This window comes from Aeromonas sp. QDB11 (assembly GCF_027705265.1).
GTDB lineage: Bacteria > Pseudomonadota > Gammaproteobacteria > Enterobacterales > Aeromonadaceae > Aeromonas > Aeromonas allosaccharophila.
The window spans coordinates 22,702-44,436 of sequence record NZ_JAPDBM010000042.1; the positions used below are offsets into that span (position 1 = coordinate 22,702).

18 protein-coding genes, 1 tRNA gene and 1 riboswitch are annotated in these 21,735 nt (G+C 60.3%); of the genes, 4 read left to right on the forward strand and 15 right to left on the reverse strand.

Annotated elements, in window-relative coordinates:
• Positions 1-53 precede the first annotated feature (53 nt).
• From rhlB to OKC40_RS14605, 3 genes are read left to right on the forward strand one after another with little or no spacing between them, the layout of a single operon-like run.
• Positions 54-1,343, forward strand: coding sequence for an ATP-dependent RNA helicase RhlB (rhlB, locus tag OKC40_RS14595; protein WP_042656763.1), 1,290 nt, complete (start codon positions 54-56; stop codon positions 1,341-1,343).
• Positions 1,344-1,355: 12 nt separating this feature from the next.
• On the forward strand, positions 1,356-2,846 hold the full coding sequence (gene gppA / locus OKC40_RS14600; RefSeq protein WP_270795682.1) for a guanosine-5'-triphosphate,3'-diphosphate diphosphatase: 1,491 nt from the start codon (positions 1,356-1,358) through the stop codon (positions 2,844-2,846).
• 30 nt (positions 2,847-2,876) lie between these two features.
• Positions 2,877-3,131, forward strand: a complete 255-nt coding sequence (locus OKC40_RS14605; protein ID WP_234605825.1) for a Rho-binding antiterminator — start codon at positions 2,877-2,879, stop codon at positions 3,129-3,131.
• A 71-nt stretch (positions 3,132-3,202) separates the two neighbouring features.
• On the opposite strand, the gene OKC40_RS14610 is transcribed toward OKC40_RS14605, so the two are convergent.
• The 3 genes from OKC40_RS14610 to prlC form a co-directional block, all read right to left on the reverse strand.
• Positions 3,203-3,964 (reverse strand): class I SAM-dependent methyltransferase, encoded by a 762-nt coding sequence (locus OKC40_RS14610; RefSeq protein WP_267967859.1) that lies wholly within the window; start codon positions 3,962-3,964, stop codon positions 3,203-3,205.
• Positions 3,965-4,018: 54 nt separating this feature from the next.
• Entirely contained in the window at positions 4,019-6,568 is a 2,550-nt protein-coding gene (locus OKC40_RS14615; protein ID WP_182938548.1) for a putative bifunctional diguanylate cyclase/phosphodiesterase, read from the reverse strand.
• A gap of 198 nt (positions 6,569-6,766) precedes the next feature.
• The gene (prlC, locus tag OKC40_RS14620) at positions 6,767-8,809 is read right to left on the reverse strand and encodes an oligopeptidase A (protein ID WP_270795683.1); all 2,043 of its coding nucleotides are present in this window, start codon (positions 8,807-8,809) and stop codon (positions 6,767-6,769) included.
• A gap of 450 nt (positions 8,810-9,259) precedes the next feature.
• Positions 9,260-9,344: riboswitch (cyclic di-GMP riboswitch) on the forward strand.
• 47 nt (positions 9,345-9,391) lie between these two features.
• Here prlC and OKC40_RS14625 point away from each other — a divergent pair.
• The gene (locus OKC40_RS14625; protein WP_139409685.1) at positions 9,392-11,587 is read left to right on the forward strand and encodes an immunoglobulin-like domain-containing protein; all 2,196 of its coding nucleotides are present in this window, start codon (positions 9,392-9,394) and stop codon (positions 11,585-11,587) included.
• 273 nt (positions 11,588-11,860) lie between these two features.
• Here OKC40_RS14625 and hemB read toward each other — a convergent pair whose 3' ends face one another.
• The 12 genes from hemB to OKC40_RS14685 all read right to left on the reverse strand — a co-directional run bounded on the left by hemB (position 11,861) and on the right by OKC40_RS14685 (position 21,735).
• Positions 11,861-12,877, reverse strand: a complete 1,017-nt coding sequence (gene hemB, locus OKC40_RS14630; protein ID WP_033112882.1) for a porphobilinogen synthase — start codon at positions 12,875-12,877, stop codon at positions 11,861-11,863.
• Between the two features lie 3 nt (positions 12,878-12,880).
• Complete coding sequence (locus tag OKC40_RS14635) at positions 12,881-13,666, reverse strand: TatD family hydrolase (protein WP_139409684.1); 786 nt, start codon at positions 13,664-13,666, stop codon at positions 12,881-12,883.
• Positions 13,667-13,854: 188 nt separating this feature from the next.
• Positions 13,855-14,610, reverse strand: a complete 756-nt coding sequence (gene tatC / locus OKC40_RS14640; RefSeq protein ID WP_270795685.1) for a twin-arginine translocase subunit TatC — start codon at positions 14,608-14,610, stop codon at positions 13,855-13,857.
• Positions 14,607-15,071, reverse strand: coding sequence for a Sec-independent protein translocase protein TatB (gene tatB / locus OKC40_RS14645; RefSeq protein ID WP_115522059.1), 465 nt, complete (start codon positions 15,069-15,071; stop codon positions 14,607-14,609). The genes tatC and tatB overlap by 4 nt, the downstream gene beginning before the upstream one ends.
• Positions 15,072-15,074: 3 nt before the next feature.
• A complete protein-coding gene (tatA, locus tag OKC40_RS14650) occupies positions 15,075-15,326 on the reverse strand; it encodes a Sec-independent protein translocase subunit TatA (RefSeq protein WP_005339385.1) in 252 nt (83 codons plus the stop codon).
• A gap of 42 nt (positions 15,327-15,368) precedes the next feature.
• The gene (gene ubiB / locus OKC40_RS14655; RefSeq protein ID WP_088868107.1) at positions 15,369-17,009 is read right to left on the reverse strand and encodes a ubiquinone biosynthesis regulatory protein kinase UbiB; all 1,641 of its coding nucleotides are present in this window, start codon (positions 17,007-17,009) and stop codon (positions 15,369-15,371) included.
• A complete protein-coding gene (locus tag OKC40_RS14660) occupies positions 17,009-17,617 on the reverse strand; it encodes a ubiquinone biosynthesis accessory factor UbiJ (RefSeq protein WP_139427932.1) in 609 nt (202 codons plus the stop codon). The genes ubiB and OKC40_RS14660 overlap by 1 nt, the downstream gene beginning before the upstream one ends.
• A gap of 8 nt (positions 17,618-17,625) precedes the next feature.
• Positions 17,626-18,378 carry a bifunctional demethylmenaquinone methyltransferase/2-methoxy-6-polyprenyl-1,4-benzoquinol methylase UbiE gene (gene ubiE, locus OKC40_RS14665; protein ID WP_005342396.1) on the reverse strand — a complete coding sequence of 251 codons (753 nt, stop codon included), beginning with the start codon at positions 18,376-18,378 and terminating at the stop codon, positions 17,626-17,628.
• 65 nt (positions 18,379-18,443) lie between these two features.
• On the reverse strand, positions 18,444-18,821 hold the full coding sequence (gene crcB, locus OKC40_RS14670; protein ID WP_270795690.1) for a fluoride efflux transporter CrcB: 378 nt from the start codon (positions 18,819-18,821) through the stop codon (positions 18,444-18,446).
• A gap of 94 nt (positions 18,822-18,915) precedes the next feature.
• On the reverse strand, positions 18,916-20,181 hold the full coding sequence (locus tag OKC40_RS14675) for a cytosine deaminase (RefSeq protein WP_270795691.1): 1,266 nt from the start codon (positions 20,179-20,181) through the stop codon (positions 18,916-18,918).
• A complete protein-coding gene (gene codB / locus OKC40_RS14680) occupies positions 20,175-21,419 on the reverse strand; it encodes a cytosine permease (RefSeq protein ID WP_075113661.1) in 1,245 nt (414 codons plus the stop codon). Before codB ends, OKC40_RS14675 begins: the two co-directional genes overlap by 7 nt.
• Positions 21,420-21,659: 240 nt before the next feature.
• A tRNA-Thr gene (locus OKC40_RS14685) sits at positions 21,660-21,735 on the reverse strand.

Sequence of the window (21,735 nt, forward strand, 5' to 3'; positions counted from 1 at the left end):
TATTTGAAATGATCCTGTTTATTATTGCAAGCCTAACCTGATAACCTACCGCCATGAGCAAAACACACTTAACGACCGACAAATTCGCCCAAATGGGCCTCGAACCCGAAGTTCTGGCTGGTCTGGAATCAAAGGGATTTCACTATTGCACGCCCATCCAGGCACTGTCTCTGCCACTGCTGGTAGAAGGTCATGACCTCGCCGGTCAGGCCCAGACCGGAACCGGCAAGACCATTGCCTTCCTGGCCGCGACATTCAACTATCTACTGACTCACCCGCTAACCAAGCCCCGTCTGGTTAACCAACCCAGAGCCATCATCATGGCGCCCACCCGGGAACTGGCAGTACAGATCTATAACGATGCCGACAGCATCGCCGCTTCTACCGGCCTGAAACTCGGCCTCGCCTACGGTGGCGAAGGTTACGACAAGCAGTTGGCCGTGCTGGAGCAGGGCGTCGACATCCTGATCGGCACCACGGGTCGCATCATCGACTACTTCAAGTCCAAGGTGATCGATCTGAGCAACATTCAGGTCGTGGTACTGGACGAAGCGGATCGCATGTTCGATCTCGGCTTCATCAAGGACATCCGCTTCCTGTTCCGCCGCATGCCTGCCCCGACCGAACGTCTGAGCATGCTGTTCTCCGCCACCCTCTCCCTGCGGGTGCAGGAGCTGGCCTACGAACACATGAACCACCCGGAACATGTGCAAGTCGAGCCGGAGCAGATGACCGGTGTGCGGATCAAGGAGGAGCTGTTCTACCCCTCCAACGAAGACAAGATGTTGCTGCTGCTCTCCCTGATGGAAGAGGAGTGGCCAGAAAAAGCCATCGTCTTCGCCAACACCAAGCATGTCTGCGAAGATGTACATGCCTGGCTGGAGAACGATGGCCACCGCGTCGGTCTGCTGACCGGTGACGTGCCGCAGAAGAAGCGGATGAAGATCCTCGAGGATTTCACCAAGGGTGCGCTCGATATTCTGGTCGCCACCGACGTGGCCGCCCGTGGTCTGCACATCCCTGACGTGACCCACGTCTTCAACTACGACCTGCCCGACGACGCCGAAGACTATGTACACCGTATCGGTCGTACCGGTCGTGCCGGCAAGAGCGGTCACTCCATCAGCCTGGCCTGTGAAGACTATGCCTTCAACCTGCCGGCCATCGAGGAGTACATCCACCACGCCATTCCGGTCAGCAAGTACGACCGCGAAGCGCTGCTGGATGATGTGACCCCGCCGAAACGGGTGTTCCGCAACCGTCAGCCGGTGAACCGCAACATGCGGGATCGTCAGGGCGGTGGCAACAGCAACAACCGTCGTCGTCCGCCACGCAAGAGCTAAGGACAGGCCCAGTTGCACAACTCGCCTCTCTATGCCGCCATCGACCTCGGCTCCAACAGCTTTCATATGCTGGTGGTGCGCGAGGTCGCCGGTGCCCTGCGCACCGTCGCCAAGGTCAAACGCAAGGTGCGCCTCGCCGCCGGGCTCGATCAGGAATTTCGTCTCAACCGCGCCGCCATGGAGCGGGGCTGGGACTGCCTGCGTCTCTTCTCCGAGCAGTTGCAGGACATTCCGGCCGACAATATCCGGGTCGTGGGTACCGCCACCCTGCGTCTTGCCACCAACGTCGATGAGTTCCTCAGCGAAGCGGAACGGGTGCTCAACCACAGCATCGAGATCATCTCGGGCGAGGAAGAGGCCAAGACCATCTACGAAGGGGTCTCCTGGACCTCTGCCGGGGAAGGCAACCGGCTGGTGATCGACATCGGCGGTGCCAGTACCGAACTGGTGATCGGCGAACATAGCGAAGCAAAACTGCTCAACAGCCTGCACATGGGCTGCGTCACCTGGCTCAACAACCACTTCGGTGATGGCGAGCTCTCCGAAGCCCGTTTCGAGCAGGCGATTGCCGCCGCCAAGGCAGTGCTGGAGAAGGTGGCGGAAGATTACCGCGCCCTCGGCTGGCGCACCTGCGTCGGCGCCTCCGGCACGGTACAGGCGCTGCAAGAGATCATGCTGGCGCAAGGAAAGAGCGAACGGGTCACCCTGCCGAAGTTGCAGGAGCTGATGGGTCAGGCCATCGCCTGCGGCAAGCTGGACCGACTGCAGCTGGAAGGGCTGGCGGCCGAACGGCTGACCGTGTTCCCCTCCGGCCTCGCCATCCTGATCGCCATCTTCGAAACCCTGAATATCGAGAGCATGACCCTCGCGGGTGGGGCCCTGCGTGAAGGGCTGATCTACGGTCTGCTGGGCAACAATCACGACTGTGATGCCCGGGATCGCACCGCCGACAGCCTGATCAGCCGCTATCAACTGGATAAAGAGCACGCCGAGCGGGTACGCGATACCGCCGTCGAGGCGTTCAACCAGTTGCAACCGACCTGGCGACTCTCGAAACGCTACGGTCGCCCAATCTTGCGTTATGCCGCGCTGCTGCACGAGATCGGCCTCTGTATCGAGTACAAGAAGGCGCCGCAACACGCCGCCTATATCATCGACAACATCGACATGCCGGGCTTTACCCCTGCGCAAAAGAAGCTGTTGTCGGCCCTGCTGTTCAACCAGCGGGACGAATTCAAGCTGGAACCGCTGGAGAAACAGGGTGCCGTCACCGGTCGTCAGGCGATCCGGCTGGCCCGTATCCTGCGCATCGCGCTGATCCTCTGCATGCGCCGCACCCAGGGCACTGTGCCCAGCTTCACCCTGCAGGCAGAAGAGGAGTCACTGACCCTGACCCTGCCCAAGGGCTGGATGGATGAACACTACCTGCGCGCCAGCGAGCTGCGGCTCGAGGTGGAACGCCAGCAGAAGATGGGCTGGCCAACCCACGTACAGGAAGCCTGACTCAGCAACCTGGCTGTTTTGGAGCCGATCATGCCGGATTATCACCCCATCAGCTGCGATCTCTACGACTGGCTCGAAATTGCCGCCAGCTGGCAACTGCCGGTGATCCTCACCAGTCGCGAGGGTCGCCAGTGGGATGACAAGATCCGCACCATCGAAGCCAGCGAGGGGGTCGAGTATCTGTTGCTGCACAGTGGCGAGCGGCTCAGTCTGGCGGAGTTGGCGACCCTGCGCCTGAACTGGCAAGGGGAAGAGAAGCTGATCCGCTTCGCGCCTACCCGCTGAATCCGCTACGAAAAAGGAGGGCCAACATGACGTTGGCCCTCCTTTTTTGCATCCGCAGCTCACTCCGGCTGTTAACCCGCGGCCAGCGCCGCCATCACGTAGACATCGAAGCGGTTGCTCTTGGTCTCGATGGCCATACTGGGTTTGTGCTCGTTGAGCCAGCCCGCATAGTCCGGCCGCTTCACCACCACCCGCTTCTCAGCCATCTTGAGCGCAGCAGGCAGCAGGACATCCGCATCGAGATCCGGCCCCACCAGCGACTGGAACACCCGCATCTCTTTTTTCACCAGCGCCGACTTCTGCTTGTGAGGGAACATGGGGTCGAGGTAGATCACCTCGGGCCGCTCCGGCAGCGCCAGCAGGTTGTCCACCGCCGGGCCCTGCAGCAGTTGCATCCGCTCGCTGACCCAGGGGCCAATCTCGGGATCCTGCGCCGCACGCGTCAGCCCGTCTTGCAACAGAGCCGCCACCACGGGGCTGCGTTCGATCAGGGTCACCTTGCAACCGAGGGAGGCCAGCACAAAGGCATCGCGCCCCAGCCCGGCAGTGGCATCCACCACGGTCGGAGTGGCACCGGCCTTGAGCCCCACCGCCTTGGCGATGGACTGGCCGCGACCGCCGCCAAACTTGCGGCGATGCGCCACTGCCCCTTCCACGAAGTCCACATAGACGGCACCCAGCTTGGGCTCATCCAGCTTGCGCAGTTCCAGCCTCTCTTCAGTCAGTACCAGCGCAAACGGGGCCGGAAACTCCACGTCGGCAAGGCGTAAACGCAGAGCGTCGAGCTCGCCATCACGGGCGGGGACTTCACTGAAAACCTGAATATGGGGCATAGGGGGCAAACTCATGGCACGTACAGAAGCGGCCATGATAACAGAAGCGGTGGATCAGCTCACGACAGTGAGGTTCATCCCCTGACGGTTGAGGGCGAGGTAATCGGTGAGGTCATCATAGGCCAGCGGGCGGCTGAGCAGATAACCCTGGGTGAAGGCACACCCTTTCTGGCAGAGGAAGTTGAGCTGCTCGCGGGTCTCTACCCCCTCGATCACCACCTGCATGCCGAGGTTGTGCACTATGTTGATGATGCCGTCGAGCAGCAGCCGATCCTGCTCGTTGAAGGGGATATGGCGCACGAAAGAGCGGTCGATCTTGACCAGATCCACCGGGAAGGTGCGCAAATAGTTGAGGGCCGAGTAGCCGGTACCGAAGTCATCGATGGCCAGCTTGCAACCCGCCTCGCGCAGGGCATCGATCCGCACCCTGTGCTGATCGCTACTCTCCATCAGCAGAGATTCGGTGATTTCGATGACGATGTCGGCAGGATCGAGCCCAAAGTGCTGGATCACCTTGAGCCACTCGCTCGCCTCGGGGTCGATGGTCTGAAACTCCATGGTGGAGCGGTTGATCGACATCTGCAGATCCGGGAAGCCGGACTGCTGCAACCGTGCCAGATCCCGGCACGACTGCCACAATACCAGCGCCCCCAGCCCCTGAATCAACCCCGCCTCTTCCGCCAGCGGAATGAACTCGGCAGGGGAGACCTGTCCCCATTGGGGGTGATACCAGCGCACCAGCGCCTCCAGCTTGGCGACCCGCCCGCTGCGGTTGTCCCAGATCGGCTGGTAGGCCATGGTCAGCTGCTCAAGCTTGATCGCTTCGGCCAGATCCTGCTGCATCTGGTGGCGCTGGCGCACCTCTTCCCGCATGGAGGAACAGTAAGAGCCTATCAAGCGCCCCTGCCGCTTTGCCGCAAACAGCGCCTGCTCGGCATTGCGCAGCAGCTCGTCGCTCTCGCTGCCATCGATCGGACAGAGGGTCATGCCGACGGTGGCCGTGACGTAGAGATGCTGATTCGCCAGCATAAACGGACGGGCAAAGCTGCCGATCACCTGCTTGGCAAACACCTCGGCCTGACGGCGGGTGACGATGCCGGGCACCAGAAAGGCAAATTCGTCGCCGCCGATGCGGGCCACCAGATCTTCGGTGCGCACCCGGCTCACCAGCCGATCCGACACCTCTCGCAGCAGGGCATCGCCAGCATGGTGATCCATGCTGTTGTTGACCGCCTTGAAGTTGTTGAGATCGAGCACCATCAGTGCAAAGCGCTCGCCCCGCTCGCAGAAGCGGGTGAGGCAGCGGCCAAACAGCCAGCGGTTCGGCAGGCTGGTGAGGTTGTCATAGTTGGCTTGGGTCGCGATCTTCTGCTCGGCCTGCTTGGTCTGGGAAAGATCGCTAAAAATGGCAATATATTGCTGAATCTTGCCGGCTTCGCGCAGGGTACTGATCATCAGCTGCTGCGGATAGAGCTTGCCGTTCTTGCGCTTGTTCCACACCTCGCCACGCCATACCCCCACCCGCTCCAGCGCATGGTACATGTCGGCATAGAAGGTCTGGTCATGCAACCCGGACTTGAGCATGCTGGGCCGCTGACCCCGCGCCTCGTCACCGCTGTAACCGGTGATCTGCTCGAACGCCGGGTTGACCGAGACGATGCGGCTGTCGGCATCGCACACCAGAATGGCCTCGGAGAGGTTGTCATAGACCCGGTGGGAGAGCTTGAGCTGCTCCGCATGGCGCTTGAGAGGATCGATATTCTCCAGCAGCACCATCAGGTAGTCCGGCTGCTGCTGCTCATCGCGGATCAGGGTGACGGTTACCCGCCCCCACAGGATCTCGCCCCCCTTGCAGAAGTAGCGCTTCTCCTGGGTGAAGCTGCTGCGCTCGCCACGGTGGATCTGCTCGTAACATTCGAGACTGCGCTGCCAATCTTCGGGGTGATTGATGTCGGAGATGGAGCGATACAGCAGCTCGTCGAGGGAATAACCCAGCATCTTCTCGATGGCCGGATTGGCCCAGAGAATCCGGCCGGTGAGATCGAGCTTGCCGATCCCCACCGGCGCCTGAAACAGCATGCTCTGCAGCAGCTGGGGGGCATCGGGCACAGGTTGCGGCAATTGCCGCTGCAACATCAGCGCCAGTTCACGCCCGGCCAGCGCCCCCAGCAACCGGAGCAGCCCCATCACCTTGCCCATATTGGCCTGCGGCTGGTGATAGAGCAGGCAGCAGACGCCGATGGTCTCGCCATCCGCATCCTTGAGGGCAATCCCGGCGTAGGCCTGGGCTTGCCACGCCTCGGCGAGCGGCATTGCGGGGAACAGTTGCAACAGACGATCGCTGAACCAGGCCTCTCCCTCCTGCCAGGTAATGGCATCAGGGGTGTCAGTCAGGGGCAGCGTCAGGGTATCGGGGTCAAGGGAGGAGGGGTAGGCAGCCTGCACCGTCAGATGGGAAGCATTTGATTCCCTGCTGGCGATCAGGACGACATCAGCCATCACAGCAGCGGCGATTTCACTCACAAAAGTATCGAAATATCCCTGGCCGCTCGAATGAGCCAGACTGGAGATGATTTGATAGACGGAATCGAGTGCTCGCCTCATGGCAAGTGGCTTTCTCTCCTTGAAGGTTAGAACACGACTCTACTGAAGAGCCGTGGGCAGTGCAAATATGCAATCAGCAAGATATTAAAAAGCCTTGAAAAAAGGGACCAAAAGGTCCCTTTTTGTCGTAAAAATCACGGTTTGATCCCACTATGCCGCAAAAAGTATCTACTTGAAGCTCAGTACGGTAAGGGGCCCTCAGGCGGCAATCCCGCTGTGTCTGAGCAGGGCATCCACCTTGGGCTCGCGACCACGGAAAGCACGGAACAGCTCCATCGGCTCCTTCGAGCCGCCCTTCTCCAGAATATTCTTCAGGAAAGATTGGCCGGTCGCCGGGTTGAAGATCCCCTCCTCCTCGAAGCGGGAGAAGGCATCGGCAGAGAGCACTTCGGCCCACTTGTAGCTGTAGTAGCCCGCCGCATAGCCGCCCGCGAAGATGTGGGAGAAGCTGTGCTGGAAGCGGTTGAACGCCGGTGGCGTCATCACGGCCACCTGACTGCGCACCTCGTCCAGCAGCGCCGGGAGTTGCGCCGGATTGGCCGGGTCAAACTCCTGATGGAGACGGAAGTCGAACAGGGCGAACTCCAGCTGGCGCAGCATCTGCATCGCCGCCTGGAAGTTGCGAGCCGTCAGCATCTTCTCCAGCAGATCGGCAGGCAGCGGCTCGCCGGTCTCGTAATGGCCGGAGATAAAGGCCAGCGCCTCGGACTCCCAGCACCAGTTCTCGAGGAACTGGCTCGGCAGCTCCACCGCATCCCAGGCCACGCCGTTGATACCGGCGACACCGGCCACGTCGATGCGGGTCAGCATGTGGTGAATGCCGTGGCCGAACTCGTGGAACAGGGTGACCACTTCGTTGTGGGTGAACAGTGCAGGCTTGCCATCCACCGGGCCGTTGAAGTTGCAGGTCAGGTAGGCCACCGGCTTTTGCAGCGAGCCATCCTGACGGTAGCGACGACCCAGGCAGACGTCCATCCAGGCACCGCCCTGCTTGTGCTCGCGGGCGTAGAGGTCGAGGTAGAAGCTGCCACGCAGCTCGTCCTCGGCGTCGAAGATGTCGTAGAAACGCACGTCCGGGTGCCAGGTGTCGATGCCGAGGCGCTCGCGCACCTTCATGCCGAACACCCGCTTGACCACCTCGAACAGCCCCTTCACCACCTTGCTGGCGGGGAAGTAGGGGCGCAGCTGCTCGTCGGAGATGGAGAACTTGTGCTGCTTGAGCTTCTCGGCGTAGTAGGCGAGATCCCAGGCAGCCAGCTCGCCCTGACCGTGTTGCTCGGCGGCGAAGGCGCGGATCTCTTCCAACTCGGCCTTGCCCTGCGGCAGGGACTTGGCCGCCAGATCGGTGAGGAAGCTCACCACCTGTTCGGTCTTGTCCGCCATCTTGGTGGCCAGGGAGAGCTCGGCATAGTTGGCAAAGCCCAGCAGCTGAGCCAGTTCGCGGCGCAGGGTGAGCAGCTCGCTCATGATGGCGGAGTTGTCCCACTTGCCCGCATTGGGGCCCTGATCGGAGGCGCGGGTGGTGAAGGCCTGATACATCTCGGCACGCAGTTCGCGGTTGTCCGAGTACATCATCACCGGCAGGTAAGAGGGGATATCCAGGGTGAACAGCCACCCCTCTTTGCCCTTGAGCTCGGCCATCTGACGGGCAGCGGCACGCACGCTGTCGGGCAGACCGGCCAGTTCGGCTTCATCGGCCACCAGCTTGTGCCAGCCCTGGGTTGCATCCAGCACGTTGTTGCTGAAGCGGGAGGCCAGCTCGGAGAGGCAGGCCTGAATTTCGCCATAACGCTGCTGCGCCTCGGCAGGCAGACCGATACCGGAGAGGCGGAAGTCACGCAGGGTATTCTGGATCTCCTTGCGCTGGGCGCCGCTCAGCAGCGGGAAATCATCGCTCTGGGAGAGGGCCAGATAGGCCTGATAGAGCCCTTCATGCTGACCGACATAGGTCTGGAATTCGGAGAGCAGCGGCAGGCAGGCGTCATGGGCCTCGCGCAGTGCTTCGCTGTTGAGTACGGAGTTGAGGTGGCTGACCGGTGACCAGATCCGTGACAGACGGTCATTTACCTCTTCCAGCGGGGCAATCAGGCTATCCCAGGTATGGGGTTCACGCTGGGCCAGCACATCGCTGATCTTCTGCTTGCAATCAGCAATCGCCTGAATCACGGCAGGCTGTACCTGCTCCGGCTTGATCTGGCTGAAAGGGGGCAGCGAATCCATTGTCAGCAAAGGGTTATTCATCCCGGTTACCTCTTGTTTGGTCTTGAACAGACCGCTTTAGCAGCTCTGTATGGCTTTCTAACATGTGGGCAACCCATGCAATAATCAAGCTGGAATCACACTCCCGCCCCCTTTTTGCCATTCGTCTCACAACCAGCGCTCCGCCTGCCCCCTGCGCGTCAACTCATGACACAAGCCGCCGGGCCTGTGACCCATATTTCCCGCGCGACAAAACGGGAGTTCGCTCGCGCCGATTGTGATGGCCAAAGTCCTCACCAAGCCTGTGGCCATCAGCGTTTGCCCCTTGTCGCGCATCGCGTTATTTAAGCAAACATCGTATGGAACACATTGAATTATTAAATTTTTCCAAAATGTGACATACAGAAGAGCACATTGATTAATTTATCTTCCCCCTCCTACCATATGCGGCTAATTTGGGGGCTGCTTGATTCTCTGTACCAGACAGAGGTCGGGTGAAAAAGGCAAGGTGGTTCGAAAGACCTCCACGCAAAGCCACCGGTCTAAGGGATTTTCCTATGACAGCGGAGCTGCCCCCGAAGCCCATCCCCTGATGGGCCTCCTTTTGCAATGTACGGAGCAATGATGAACAAGTTCAAACTCTCCCTGCTGGGCTGCCTGATCGGCGCCACCAGCCCCATGCTGCACGCAGCCACCGCTGGCCAGAGCATGGTCAACCCGCAATCCGGCGTAGTGGTCGGCTACTGGCACAACTGGTGCGGCGGCGCCGGTTATCAGGGTGGCACAGCCCCCTGCGTCAAACTCGATCAGGTCAACCCGCAATACAACGTGGTCGATGTCTCCTTCATGAAGGTCTATGGCAGCAATCCGATCCCGACCTTCAAGCTGGATACCGCCACCGGCATGAGCGAAAGCCAGTTCATCGAGCAAATCGCCGAGCTGAACCGCCAGGGCCGTGCCGTGCTGCTGGCGCTGGGCGGTGCCGATGCGCACATCGAACTGCGTACCGGTCAGGAGCAGGCCTTCGCCGACGAGATCATCCGCCTGGTGGAGACCTATGGCTTCGACGGTCTGGATATCGATCTGGAGCAGGCTGCCGTCACCGCCGCCAACAACCAGACCGTGATCCCGGCCGCCCTGCGTCTGGTTAAGGATCACTACCGCGCCCAGGGGAAAAACTTCCTCATCACCATGGCGCCGGAGTTCCCCTACCTGACCGCCAACGGCCTCTACACCCCCTATCTGCGGGCACTGGAAGGTTACTACGACTGGATCAACCCGCAGTTCTACAACCAGGGTGGCGATGGCATCTGGATCGACGGTATCGGCTGGATTGCCCAGAACAACGATGCGCTGAAAGAAGAGTTCATCTACTACATCGCCGACTCGCTGATCAACGGCACCCGCGGCTACTACAAGATCCCCCACGACAAGCTGGTGTTCGGCATCCCGACCAACATCGATGCCGCCGCCACCGGTTACGTCAAGAATCCGCAGGATCTGTTCGATGCCTTCAACAAGCTGAAGAACCAGGGTCAGCCCCTGCGCGGCGTGATGACCTGGTCCATCAACTGGGACATGGGTCGCAATGCCGCCGGTCAGTCCTACAACGAATCCTTCATCAAGAGCTACGGCCCCTTCATTCACGAGCAGGAGATCACCCCGCCGATCGACAACGGCAAGCCGGTGTTCAGCGGCGTGAGCGATACCCGCATCAAACAGGGCACCGCCTTTGATCCGCTGGCCGGGGTCACCGCCAACGACAAGGAAGATGGCGACCTGACTGGCCAGATCCAGGTGGAAGGCTCGGTAGACAGCCAGCGCATCGGTCTCTACCCCCTCACCTACAAGGTGAGCGATCGCGACAACAACGTCACCGAGCAGGTACGCAGCGTCGAGGTCTACAGCATGAAGCCGGTATTCAGCGGCGTCACCGATACCACGCTGGAGCTGGGCACCCCCTTCGATCCGATGACCGGCGTCAGCGCCCATGACGAAGAAGATGGCGATCTGACCGCCCAGATCAAGGTCAACGGCAGCGTCGACAGCAACAAGGTTGGTCGCTACACCCTCACCTATCAGGTGAGCGACAGCGCAGGCCAGCTGGTGACCCAGCAGCGCAACGTGACCGTCAAGGAGCAGGGCGCCATCTGTGAAAACAGCTGGGATGCCAAGAAGGTCTACGTGGGCGGCGACATCGTCAGCCACAACGGCAAGAACTGGCTGGCAGGCTGGTGGACCCAGAATGAAGAGCCGGGCACCACAGGTGACTGGGGCGTCTGGAAAGTTCAGGGCGACAGCGATTGCGATGGTGGCAACAAGCCGCCGGTGATCAACAGCAGCGACTTCACCGTCAGCGCCATGGGCTCCGACTACACCATCGTCAACGGTCAGGTCAGCATCCGTTTCAACGTGACGACCGCCAACCCGGTCCAGATCACCGCAACCCTGGAGCAGAACGGCCGCAGCCACGGCACCACCAGCAGCAAGGTGAACGGTACCAGCACCCTGGTATTGCAGGGCAGCAACGTCACCGATGGCAGCTACGACGTGGTGATTACCGGTCTGGCTGACGGCCAGAAGCCGGTGGTACAGCGCTTCCCGGTCACTCTGGCCGAAGAGAGCGACAACGGCGGCAACGATGGCGACTACCCGGCCTATGCCCCCAACACCGGCTATCAGGCTGGTGATCGGGTCAGCAATGCCGGTGGCAACTACGAGTGCAAACCCTGGCCCTACAGCGGCTGGTGTGGCGGCTCGACCAGCCACTATGCACCGGGTACCGGCTCTGCCTGGAGCGATGCCTGGACCAAGCTGTAATCAGCAGGTCATAACCAAGAGGGAGCCGTTGGCTCCCTCAGCCACTACGCATCAACCGCGACCGGCTCTGCCTGGAGCGATGCCTGGACCAAGCTGTAATCAGCAGGTCATAAGCAAGAGGGGGCCGCTGGCTCCCTCAGCCACTACGCATCAACCGCGACCGGCTCTGCCTGGAGCGATGCCTGGACCAAGCTGTAATCAGCTATCAGTAACGAAAGAGGGGAGCCATCGGCTCCCCTCTTTTTTATCCGTTACACGCTCGGACACATCAGCTTAGCGGGCATCTTCTTTCAGCCACTGCGCCACGCGCTTGGCGAAATAGGTAAGGATGCCGTCGGCCCCGGCCCGCTTGAAGCAGAGCAGGGACTCCATGATGCACTCCTTCTCTTTCAGCCAGCCGTTCTGGATCGCCGCCATGTGCATGGCGTACTCGCCACTCACCTGATAGGCAAAGGTCGGCACGCCGAACTGATCCTTCACCTGACGGATCACGTCCAGATAGGGCATGCCCGGCTTGACCATCACGCTGTCGGCTCCTTCCTGAATATCCAGCGCCACTTCGTGCAGGGCTTCGTTGCTGTTGGCCGGATCCATCTGATAGGTGGCCTTGTTGCTCTTGCCGAGGTTGCCGGCAGAGCCGACTGCGTCGCGGAACGGGCCGTAGTAGCAGGAGGCGTACTTGGCGGAGTAGGCCATGATCTGGGTGTTGATGAAGCCGTTCTCTTCCAGCGCGGCGCGGATGGCACCGATGCGGCCATCCATCATGTCGGACGGCGCCACGATATCGACCCCGGCCTCGGCGTGGGAGAGCGCCTGCTTGATCAGGATCTCGGTGGTGATGTCGTTCAGCACATAGCCTTCGTCATCGATGATGCCGTCCTGACCGTGGGTGGTGAACGGGTCGAGCGCCACGTCGGTGATGACCCCTAGCTCCGGGAAGCGGGCCTTGAGGGCACGCACGGTGCGCTGGGCCAATCCATTCGGGTTGTAGGCCTCTTCCGCCATCAGGCTCTTGCTCTCCAACGGCGTCACCGGGAACAGGGCGATGGCGGGCACGCCCAACTCCACCAGCTCGGCAGCCTCTTCCAGCAGCAGATCGATGGAGAGACGCTCCACCCCCGGCATGGAGGGAACGGCTTCCCGACGATTCTCCCCTTCCAGCACAAACACCGGATAGATGAGATCGTTGACGGTCAGTACGTTCTCGCGCACCAGACGACGGCTGAAATCATGTTTGCGCAGACGGCGCAGGCGGCGGCCCGGAAAGGCGCCCGGAAGAGTTGTAGCCATGAATCACTCCTGGAGAGGAAGTTGGAAGAACGCGGCGGAGGTGGCCCGGGTGTGGGCCAGCAAGGCCTCGGGCGCTTCACCACGACAGGCCGCCACCACCTGGGCGATGTGCGGCAAAAAAGCGGGTTCGTTGCGTTTCGGTCTGGGTTTCAGATCCCGCGGCACCAGATAGGGGGCGTCAGTCTCGATCATCAGCCGACCGGCCGGAATGCGGGCCACCTGTTCGCGCAGCAGCTGACCACGGCGCTCGTCGCAGAGCCAGCCGGTCACCCCGATATGCAGACCCAGCGCCAGACACTCGTCCAGCTCCTCATCGGAGCCGGTGAAGCAGTGCAACACGGCCCCCGGCAGCTTCGGCAACCAGGGACGGAGGATCTCGATGAAACGGGCGTGGGCATCGCGACAGTGGAGAAACACCGGCATTCCGAGCTCGGCGGCCAGTGCCAGCTGGGCGTCGAACACCGCATCCTGCACCGGACGGGGGGAGAAATCGCGGTTGTAGTCGAGACCGCATTCGCCGATGGCCACCACCTGCGGCAACGCCGCCAGCTCGCGCAAGGCGGGCAGGGTCGCCTCATCGACACTCTTGGCGTCGTGAGGGTGTACCCCGGCGGTGGAGAAGCAGTAGCCCGGCCAACAGGCGGCCAACTCGGCGCTCTCGCGGCTGCCAGCCAGATCGGTACCGGTGAGGATCAGGGCCTCAACCCCGGCGGCGCGGGCGCGGGCCACCAGCTCAGGCTGTTCACCGGCGAACTGTCTGCTGGTCAGGTTTAAACCGATATCGATCATGGGATAAGACGTTCCGAACAAAAGGAAGACATATCAGGTATTTGAAAACCATCTACTCGATGGGCCAACACCATACGCCTCGAACGGGAGCATGAAAAGAGGAAGGGAGCCTCAGCTCCCCTCGTTCTGCTATTCCTGCGGACTTCGTCATCCTCTCGCCGTCCGGCAAACAGGTGACGAACAGAGCCTCAGCTCTCCCCATCCGGTTGTTCCTGTTGCTCTTCATCCTCTTTCTTCACGTAGAAGCGGGCGAAGAACAAACCTATCTCCCACAGCGCCCACATCGGGATGGCGAGCAGGGTCTGGGAGAAGACATCAGGCGGCGTCAGCAACATGCCGACCACAAACACCCCGACGATGACGTAGGGACGCTTCTCCTTCAGGTTCCTGGGCGTGGTCACACCTGTCCAGCACAGCAATATCGTGGCTACCGGAATTTCGAACGCTACCCCAAACGCGAAGAACAGGGTCAGCACGAAGTCCAGATAGCTGGCGATGTCGGTCGCTACAGTCACCCCGGCGGGGGCGGTACTGGTGAAGAAACCGAACACCAGCGGGAACACCACGTAGTAGGCGAACGCCATGCCCGCATAGAACAGCACGGCACTGGAGGCGACCAGCGGCATGATCAGCCGCCGCTCATGCTGGTACAGACCGGGGGCGATAAAGGCCCAGGCCTGATAGAGCAGATAGGGGATCGCCACGAAGAAGGAGACCACCAGGGTCAGCTTGATCGGCGTCAGGAAGGGGGTCGCCACATCCGTCGCTATCATGCTGGTCCCTTCCGGCAACTGGCTGAGCAGCGGCTGGGCCACGAAGTCGTAGATGTTGTTGGAGAAGTAGATCAGCGCCAGAAACACCACGAGGATGGCGGTAATGGAGCGCAGCAAACGGGTTCTCAGCTCAACCAGATGGCTGATCAGGGGTTGTTCGGCCTGACTCATGACTTCACCTCCCCTTTTACTGCGGAGTCGCTGACCGGCACCGGCTCGCTCTCCCGCTGGCTGTTGACCGGCGGCACGTCGTGGCTCAGCTGCACCGCAGGCTCAACCGGCGTGGCAGGCTCAGCCTGGGCGACTGGCTCTGGCCGCGGCGGACGGATCTCGTTCTCCACCTGATAGGGGCGATTGACCGACTGGGCCGCCGCTTTGAGCTGTTCGATGGACTCCTGCAGCTCGGGGCTCAGATTGCTCATCTGCAACTGTTCGGCCTTCTTGAGGTCGTTATGCAGCTCTTGCAACTTGAGCTCCTGCTCCAGCTCGGACTTGACCGAGTTCGCGGTCGAACGAATGAGGCGGATCCAGTGGGTAGCCGTGCGGATGGCAACCGGTAGCCGCTCGGGCCCCAGTACCACCAGTGCTACCACACCGATAACGACCAGCTCCCAAAAACCGATATCGAACATGGCTTAGGCCTGGTCTTTGTCTTTCTGCTTGGCGGTCTCACTGCTCTGAGTGGCCGCTTCGTTCAGCTGTTTCGGGGGAAACTCGGCATCTTTCTGCTCGGCCTTGGCATCAGCCGGCTCGTCGGAGAGGGCTTTCTTGAACCCTTTGACCGCCGCGCCCAGATCACCGCCAATACCGCGCAGTTTCTTGGTACCGAACAGCAGCACGACGATGACTGCGATGATCAACAATTGCCAAATACTGATACCACCCATGATTTTCTCTCCAGAACAGGCGCCTGACGGCGCGGTTGTTGATTAATGGGAACGGGTTCGCAACCAGCCGACCAGCCAGCAGAGGGCTGCACCGGCGAGACTGGCTTGTCCCCACTCAATGTGTTGTTTTTGGGTCAGCAAGAATACACCCGCCAATAGCAGGCTGGCTCCAACCCCTAAGAGGTAGCGGGCCTGCCCCTGCCGACGGCTGTGACGGCGGAACTCGGCAAACATCTGGTCGAAATGACGCTGCTGATGACGGGTCTGACGCAGAGTCTCATAGACCAGCTCCGGCAGCTCCGGCAGCTTCTCCGCCCAAAATGGCGCCTTCTCCTTGATGGCGTTCAATACCGACTTGGGCCCGACCTGTTCGTGCATCCAGTTTTCGAGGAACGGCTTGGCGGTCTGCCACAAATCGAGTTGCGGGTAGAGCTGACGCCCCAACCCTTCCACATAGAGCAGGGTCTTTTGCAGCAGCACCAGCTGCGGCTGCACCGTCATATGGAAGCGACGCGCGGTGTTGAACAGGTTGAGCAGCACGTGACCGAACGAAATTTCGGAGAGCGGCTTCTCGAAGATGGGCTCCAGCACGGTGCGAATGGCGAACTCGAACTCGTCCACCTTGGTATCTGACGGTACCCAGCCCGACTCCACGTGCAGCTCCGCCACCCGACGATAGTCGCGATTGAAGAAGGCGAGGAAGTTCTCAGCCAGATAGCGTTTATCTTCCCGATTGAGGGTACCGACGATGCCGCAGTCGATACCGATCCAGAGCGGGTTTTCCGGATGTTCGTAAGAGACGAAGATGTTGCCCGGGTGCATATCGGCATGGAAGAAGCTGTCGCGGAACACCTGGGTGAAGAAGACCTCTACCCCGCGCTCGGCCAGCAGCTTCATGTTGGTGCCGTTGGCTTCCAGCGCAGGAATGTCGGAGACCGGAATACCGTAGATGCGCTCCATCACCAGCACCTGCTCGCGGCAGAGATCGGTGATGATTTCAGGCACATAGAGCGCCTCGGAGCCGGTGAAGTTGCGGCGTAGCTGGATGGCGTTAGCCGCTTCGCGCATCAAATTCAGCTCGTCGAGGATGGTCTTGCGATACTCCTCCACCACCTCGATGGGTCGCAGCCGCGCGCTCTGGGGCACGAAGCGGGCCACCAGACGTGCCAGCGCCTGCATCAGCCGCAGGTCAGCCTCGATAACCGGCTCGATGTCGGGACGGATCACCTTGATGACGATCTCGCGGCCACTCTCCTTCAAGCGGGCGGTATGCACCTGCGCGATGGAGGCCGACGCCAGCGGCGTCTCGTCGAAGTCGTCAAACAGGGTTTCGATGGGACAACCCAAGCTCAGCTCGATCTGCTGGCGCGCCGCCTGACCACAGAAGGGGGGCACCCTGTCCTGCAGCAGGGCCAGCTCTTCGGCGATATCCGGCGGCAACAGGTCGCGGCGGGTCGAGAGCATCTGGCCAAACTTGATGAAGATGGGGCCAAGGGCCTCGAAGGCGAGGCGGATGCGGGCACCGCGGCTGAGATCCGGTTGCTTGTTCTTGAGCCAGAACAGGGAGCGACGGGCCAGACGACCCGGCCAGGGTTGATAGCGGGCGGGCACCAGTTCGTCGATGCCCTGCTCCAGCAGGATGGTGATGATGCGATAGAGGCGTTTGAACTCCTTCGGGGTCATCAGGTCACCTGCTGTTCGAAGCGGGCCAGCCGCAGTTCGACGGCCTTGAGCTGCTGGGCCAGCACCTCGACGTCATCGTTGAAACTCGCCACTTCCAGCGGACCGGGGGCGAGGCGGGCCTCTTCGGTCAGATATTCCGCCAGCTGGCTGCGGGTGCGGCACAGCTCGCGACCGACCAGGCGACGCGCCTGACGGGCACCGCTGAACAGGGTGTGGGCCAGCACATCGCCGGTATAGCGCGACAGCTCCTCCTCCCAGTCGATATCCAGCTCACCCAGCAGCACGCTGAATGCCTGTACCAGCTGGGGATCACCGCTCAGATCCAGCTTCTCCTCGCGGATATAGCGGGTCAGGGCGGAAGGGTCTTTCAGCAGACCGAGGGCGGTCAGGGAGAGACTGAGCACCGCATCGGCCTCCCCTTCATGCAGGGCCAGCACATCCAGCCGACGCTCGGAGAAGACAAACCAGAGCGGCTTGAGTTCACGCAGCTCCAGCTTGAGCACCTTGCCCACCAGTTTGCGCAGCCGCTCCGGGCTCTGTTTGTCCAGCGCCAGCAACTGGTTGAGGCTGGTTTCGATCACCGCGGTGACCATGGCATCCATCGGCATAGGCAACCTTAAAACTTGTAACCGCGGTGCAGGGCGACCACACCCTGAGTCAGATTGAAGTACTCCACCTGCTCGAAACCGACATTTTCCATCATGCCAGCCAGGGTCTGCTGATCCGGGTGCATGCGGATGGACTCTGCCAGATATTTGTAGCTTTCACTGTCGTTCGCGACAATTTCGCCCATTTTCGGCAGCAGTTTGAAGGAGTAGAGGTCATAGAGCTTGGCGATCACTTCACTGACCGGCTTGGAGAACTCCAGCACCAGCAGACGGCCACCCGGCTTGAGCACCCGGAACATGGAGGCGAGCGCCTTGTCCTTGTCGGTGACGTTGCGCAGACCGAAGCCGATGGTAATCACGTCGAAGTGGTTATCCGGGAAGGGGAGCGCCTCGGCATTGGCCTGCACGTAGGAGACGTTGTTGGCGACCCCCAGATTGCGCAGCTTGTCGCGGCCCACTTTCAGCATGGAGTCGTTGATATCTGCCAGCACCACCTGACCGGTCTCGCCGACGATGCGGGAGAACTTGGCGGTCAAGTCACCGGTACCACCGGCCAGATCCAGCACCTTCTGGCCCTTGCGCACACCGGAACAGTCGATGGTGAAGCGCTTCCACAGGCGGTGGATGCCGAACGACATCAGATCGTTCATCAGATCATACTTGGCTGCCACCGAATGGAAGACACCTGCTACCAGAGTTTCCTTCTCGGTCGCGGCCACGGTTTTAAAGCCAAAATGCGTTGTCGTTGCTTGTTCTGACATCCCTTAAACACCCATAGAGCAAAGAATGGCCGCCAGTTTACCAGAGCCACTGGCGTCCGGACACCTTAAACCCGGCTCGCAACCAACTGCATGCCCAGCACCACCATGGCCAGACAGAGGAAGAGATTGAGACCGATATTGAGCAGCGCTTTCAGATAGGCCCCATGTTGAGCCAGCACTACCGTATCGAGGGCAAAGGAAGAAAACGTGGTCAGGGCACCGAGGATCCCCACCATCAGCAGCGGCTTCATCGGGTGTTCTACCACATGACCATGACTGATGAGGGCGAATGCCACCCCCATGATGAAAGAGCCCACCACGTTGACCACCAGAGTCCCGTAAGGAAAGTGGCGCCCCAGCAGCAAGGCCATCAGTTCGGCAATCCCAAAACGAAGGCAGGCGCCGATGGCTCCGCCGGCAGCAACAAATAACCAGGTTTGCATGGAGTCACTCCCTCAGGATAAGGCCGCCATTATGCGCAATGGCAGCCCTTGTGCCCAGAGGCGGAACTAATCGCCACACTCCCTGATTGAAAACTCAGCGGCGAAAATCGATCGGCTCCGGCTTACCCAACAGCACCTCGGTTTGTGCAGGACGGGTCTGGGCGATCACCTTGCCATGGCGGATCGAATAACGCACCGGCACCTGACGACGCACCGCATCGAAGCCATTGTCGGCGGGCAGGATCAGCAGGTTGGCCGGTTTGCCCACCTCGATACCGTAGCGATCCTGCACGTTCAGGGTGCGGGCGCTGTGGCTGCTGATCAGCTTCAGACCGTCGTTGATCTGCTCGTAGCCCATGATCTGGCAGACATGAAGCCCCATATGCAGCACCTGCAACATGTTAGCGGTGCCCATGGGATACCAGGGATCGAACACGTCGTCATGGCCGAAGCAGACGTTGATGTTCGCCTCCAGCATCTCCTTCACCCGGGTGATGCCACGGCGCTTGGGATAGGTATCAAAGCGCCCCTGCAGGTGAATGTTCACCAGCGGATTGGCCACAAAGTTGAGGTCTGCCATCTTGAGCAACCGGAACAGACGGGAAGCATAAGCTCCGTTGTAGGAGTGCATGGCGGTGGTGTGGCTGGCAGTGACTCGATGACCGATACCACGCTCGTAGGCAAGGGTCGCCAGCGTCTCGATAAAACGGGACTGCTCGTCATCAATCTCGTCGCAGTGAACATCCACCAGAACCTGATACTTCTCGGCAAGATCGAAGATGTAATGCAGACTTTCGACCCCATATTCCCGGGTAAACTCGAAGTGGGGTATTGCTCCGATCACGTCGGCCCCCAGCTGGAGCGCCTCCTCCAGCAATGCCTTGCCATTGGGATAGGAGAGGATCCCCTCCTGCGGGAAAGCGACGATCTGCAGCTCCACCCACTCCTTCATCTCTTCCCGCACCTCCAGCATCGCCTTCAGGGCAATCAGATTGGGGTCGGAGACATCAACGTGAGTACGCACAAACTGGATGCCGTTGGCGATCTGCCACTTCAGTGTCTGGATGGCGCGCTGTTTCACATCCTCATGGGTCAGCAGCGCCTTGCGCTCGGCCCAGCGCTCGATCCCCTCGAACAGGGTGCCGGAGAGGTTCCAGCTCGGTTCGCCCGCTGTCTGGGTGGTATCGAGGTGAATATGGGGTTCGATAAAGGGAGTGATAGCCAGACCACCCTCCCCGTCCAGTACCCGACCAGCTACGGCATGTTCGTCATGGGGTTCGATGGCGGTGATGACCCCATCCTGACAGCGGATCTGCCACAACCCTTCCCGATCGACAAAACGAATATGTTGAATCAGCATTTGCTAGCTTCCTGTACCAGAACCGGCCGCTGGGTGAGGCGAACCAGAATGAAATAGGTGAAAGCGGCGCCCAATACCGCGTTGAGTGGCACTATGCCCGGCAGCCACTTGCCGACAGCTACCCCGACTGCCGTGGCGACCAGCGCCTGCCAGCGCACCGTCTCGAATTGCTGATCGGCAAACTGACGGTAACGCTCGCGATTGAGCAGGAAATCCATGATGATAATGCCACCGATCGGCGGAATTGCCGTACTCAAAAAGGCCAGCCAGCCGACAAAGTTGTTGTAGAGCCAGAGGGCGCAAGCCGTTCCAATCAGGCCGTTGATCACGCTGAGCGGCTTGCTCTTGAGACCCGTTATGTTGGCAAAACCAAGACCGGATGCGTAGAGGGCGTTGTCGTTGGTGGTCCAGATATTGAGGCCCAGTACCAGAATGGCGGGGATCAGCAGCCCCTGCATCAGCATCACTTCCGAAATATCAGCCTGACCGGTCACCGCCGCGCCAGCTGCACCGAAGATAAACATCAGAGTGTTGCCCAAAAAAAACGCCACCATGGTAATCATGACGGCGCCCCAGGGTTTGCGACCAAATCGGACAAAGTCGGCGGTCAGAGTTCCTGCACTGATAAAGGAACCGACCACCATGGTCAGCGCCGTGGTGAACTCGATGGGATTGGTCGGTTGCACCTGCTGCAACGCCGCCATGCCACCGGTCGAGGTCACCGCCAGCCAGACAGAGTAACCACCGAGCAGCGCAATGGCCGGCACGGCCACAAAGCTCAGCACCATCAGAGCGGAAATGCCGAAGTAGACGGTCACCGTCATCAGAATGCCCGAGATGGCGATCAGCCAGTTCACATCGATGCCGGTCGCCTTCTGTACCGGCAGCGCAAACATTGCCACACCAACGCCGAACCAGCCAACCTGAGTGCCACCCAGCAGCAGCGAAGGCAGCCAGGAACCTTTCACCCCAAAGGAGTAACGGGCCAGCAGATGGGTAGAGAGACCGGTTGAAGCACCGATATAACCGAGACAGGCGGTGTAGATCCCCAGCAGCAAGTTGCCGATCAGTACCGCCTTGATGAAGTCATCGAACACCAGCCCGGTACCGAGCGCCCCGCCGGTCCACATGCTGGCAGAGAAGAAGGTCAGGCCGAGCATCACCAGCATCAGCGACAGCACACCTTTGCGCCCCTTGGCGGGAACCGCCCCCAAACAGTATTCGTTATCCTGCGCCATGCTCTCTCTCCACGTAATAGGCAAAACGCGCCGGATTTTACATGTAAAACGTTTTACGTCAATCAAACCACGATGAATATCTGGAAATTAATAGGTTTTGTGGTCAAACGAACCACAAAAATGGAGAGAGATGGAGAAGTATGAAACCCTGAGAAATGGGGATCAGCAGAGAATATGGTGACATTTATCCGAGAGACAAATGCAAAAAAGCCTCCCTTTTCAGGGAGGCTTTTGCTTTCATGGTGCTGATACCCAGAGTCGAACTGGGGACCTCATCCTTACCAAGGATGCGCTCTACCAACTGAGCCATATCAGC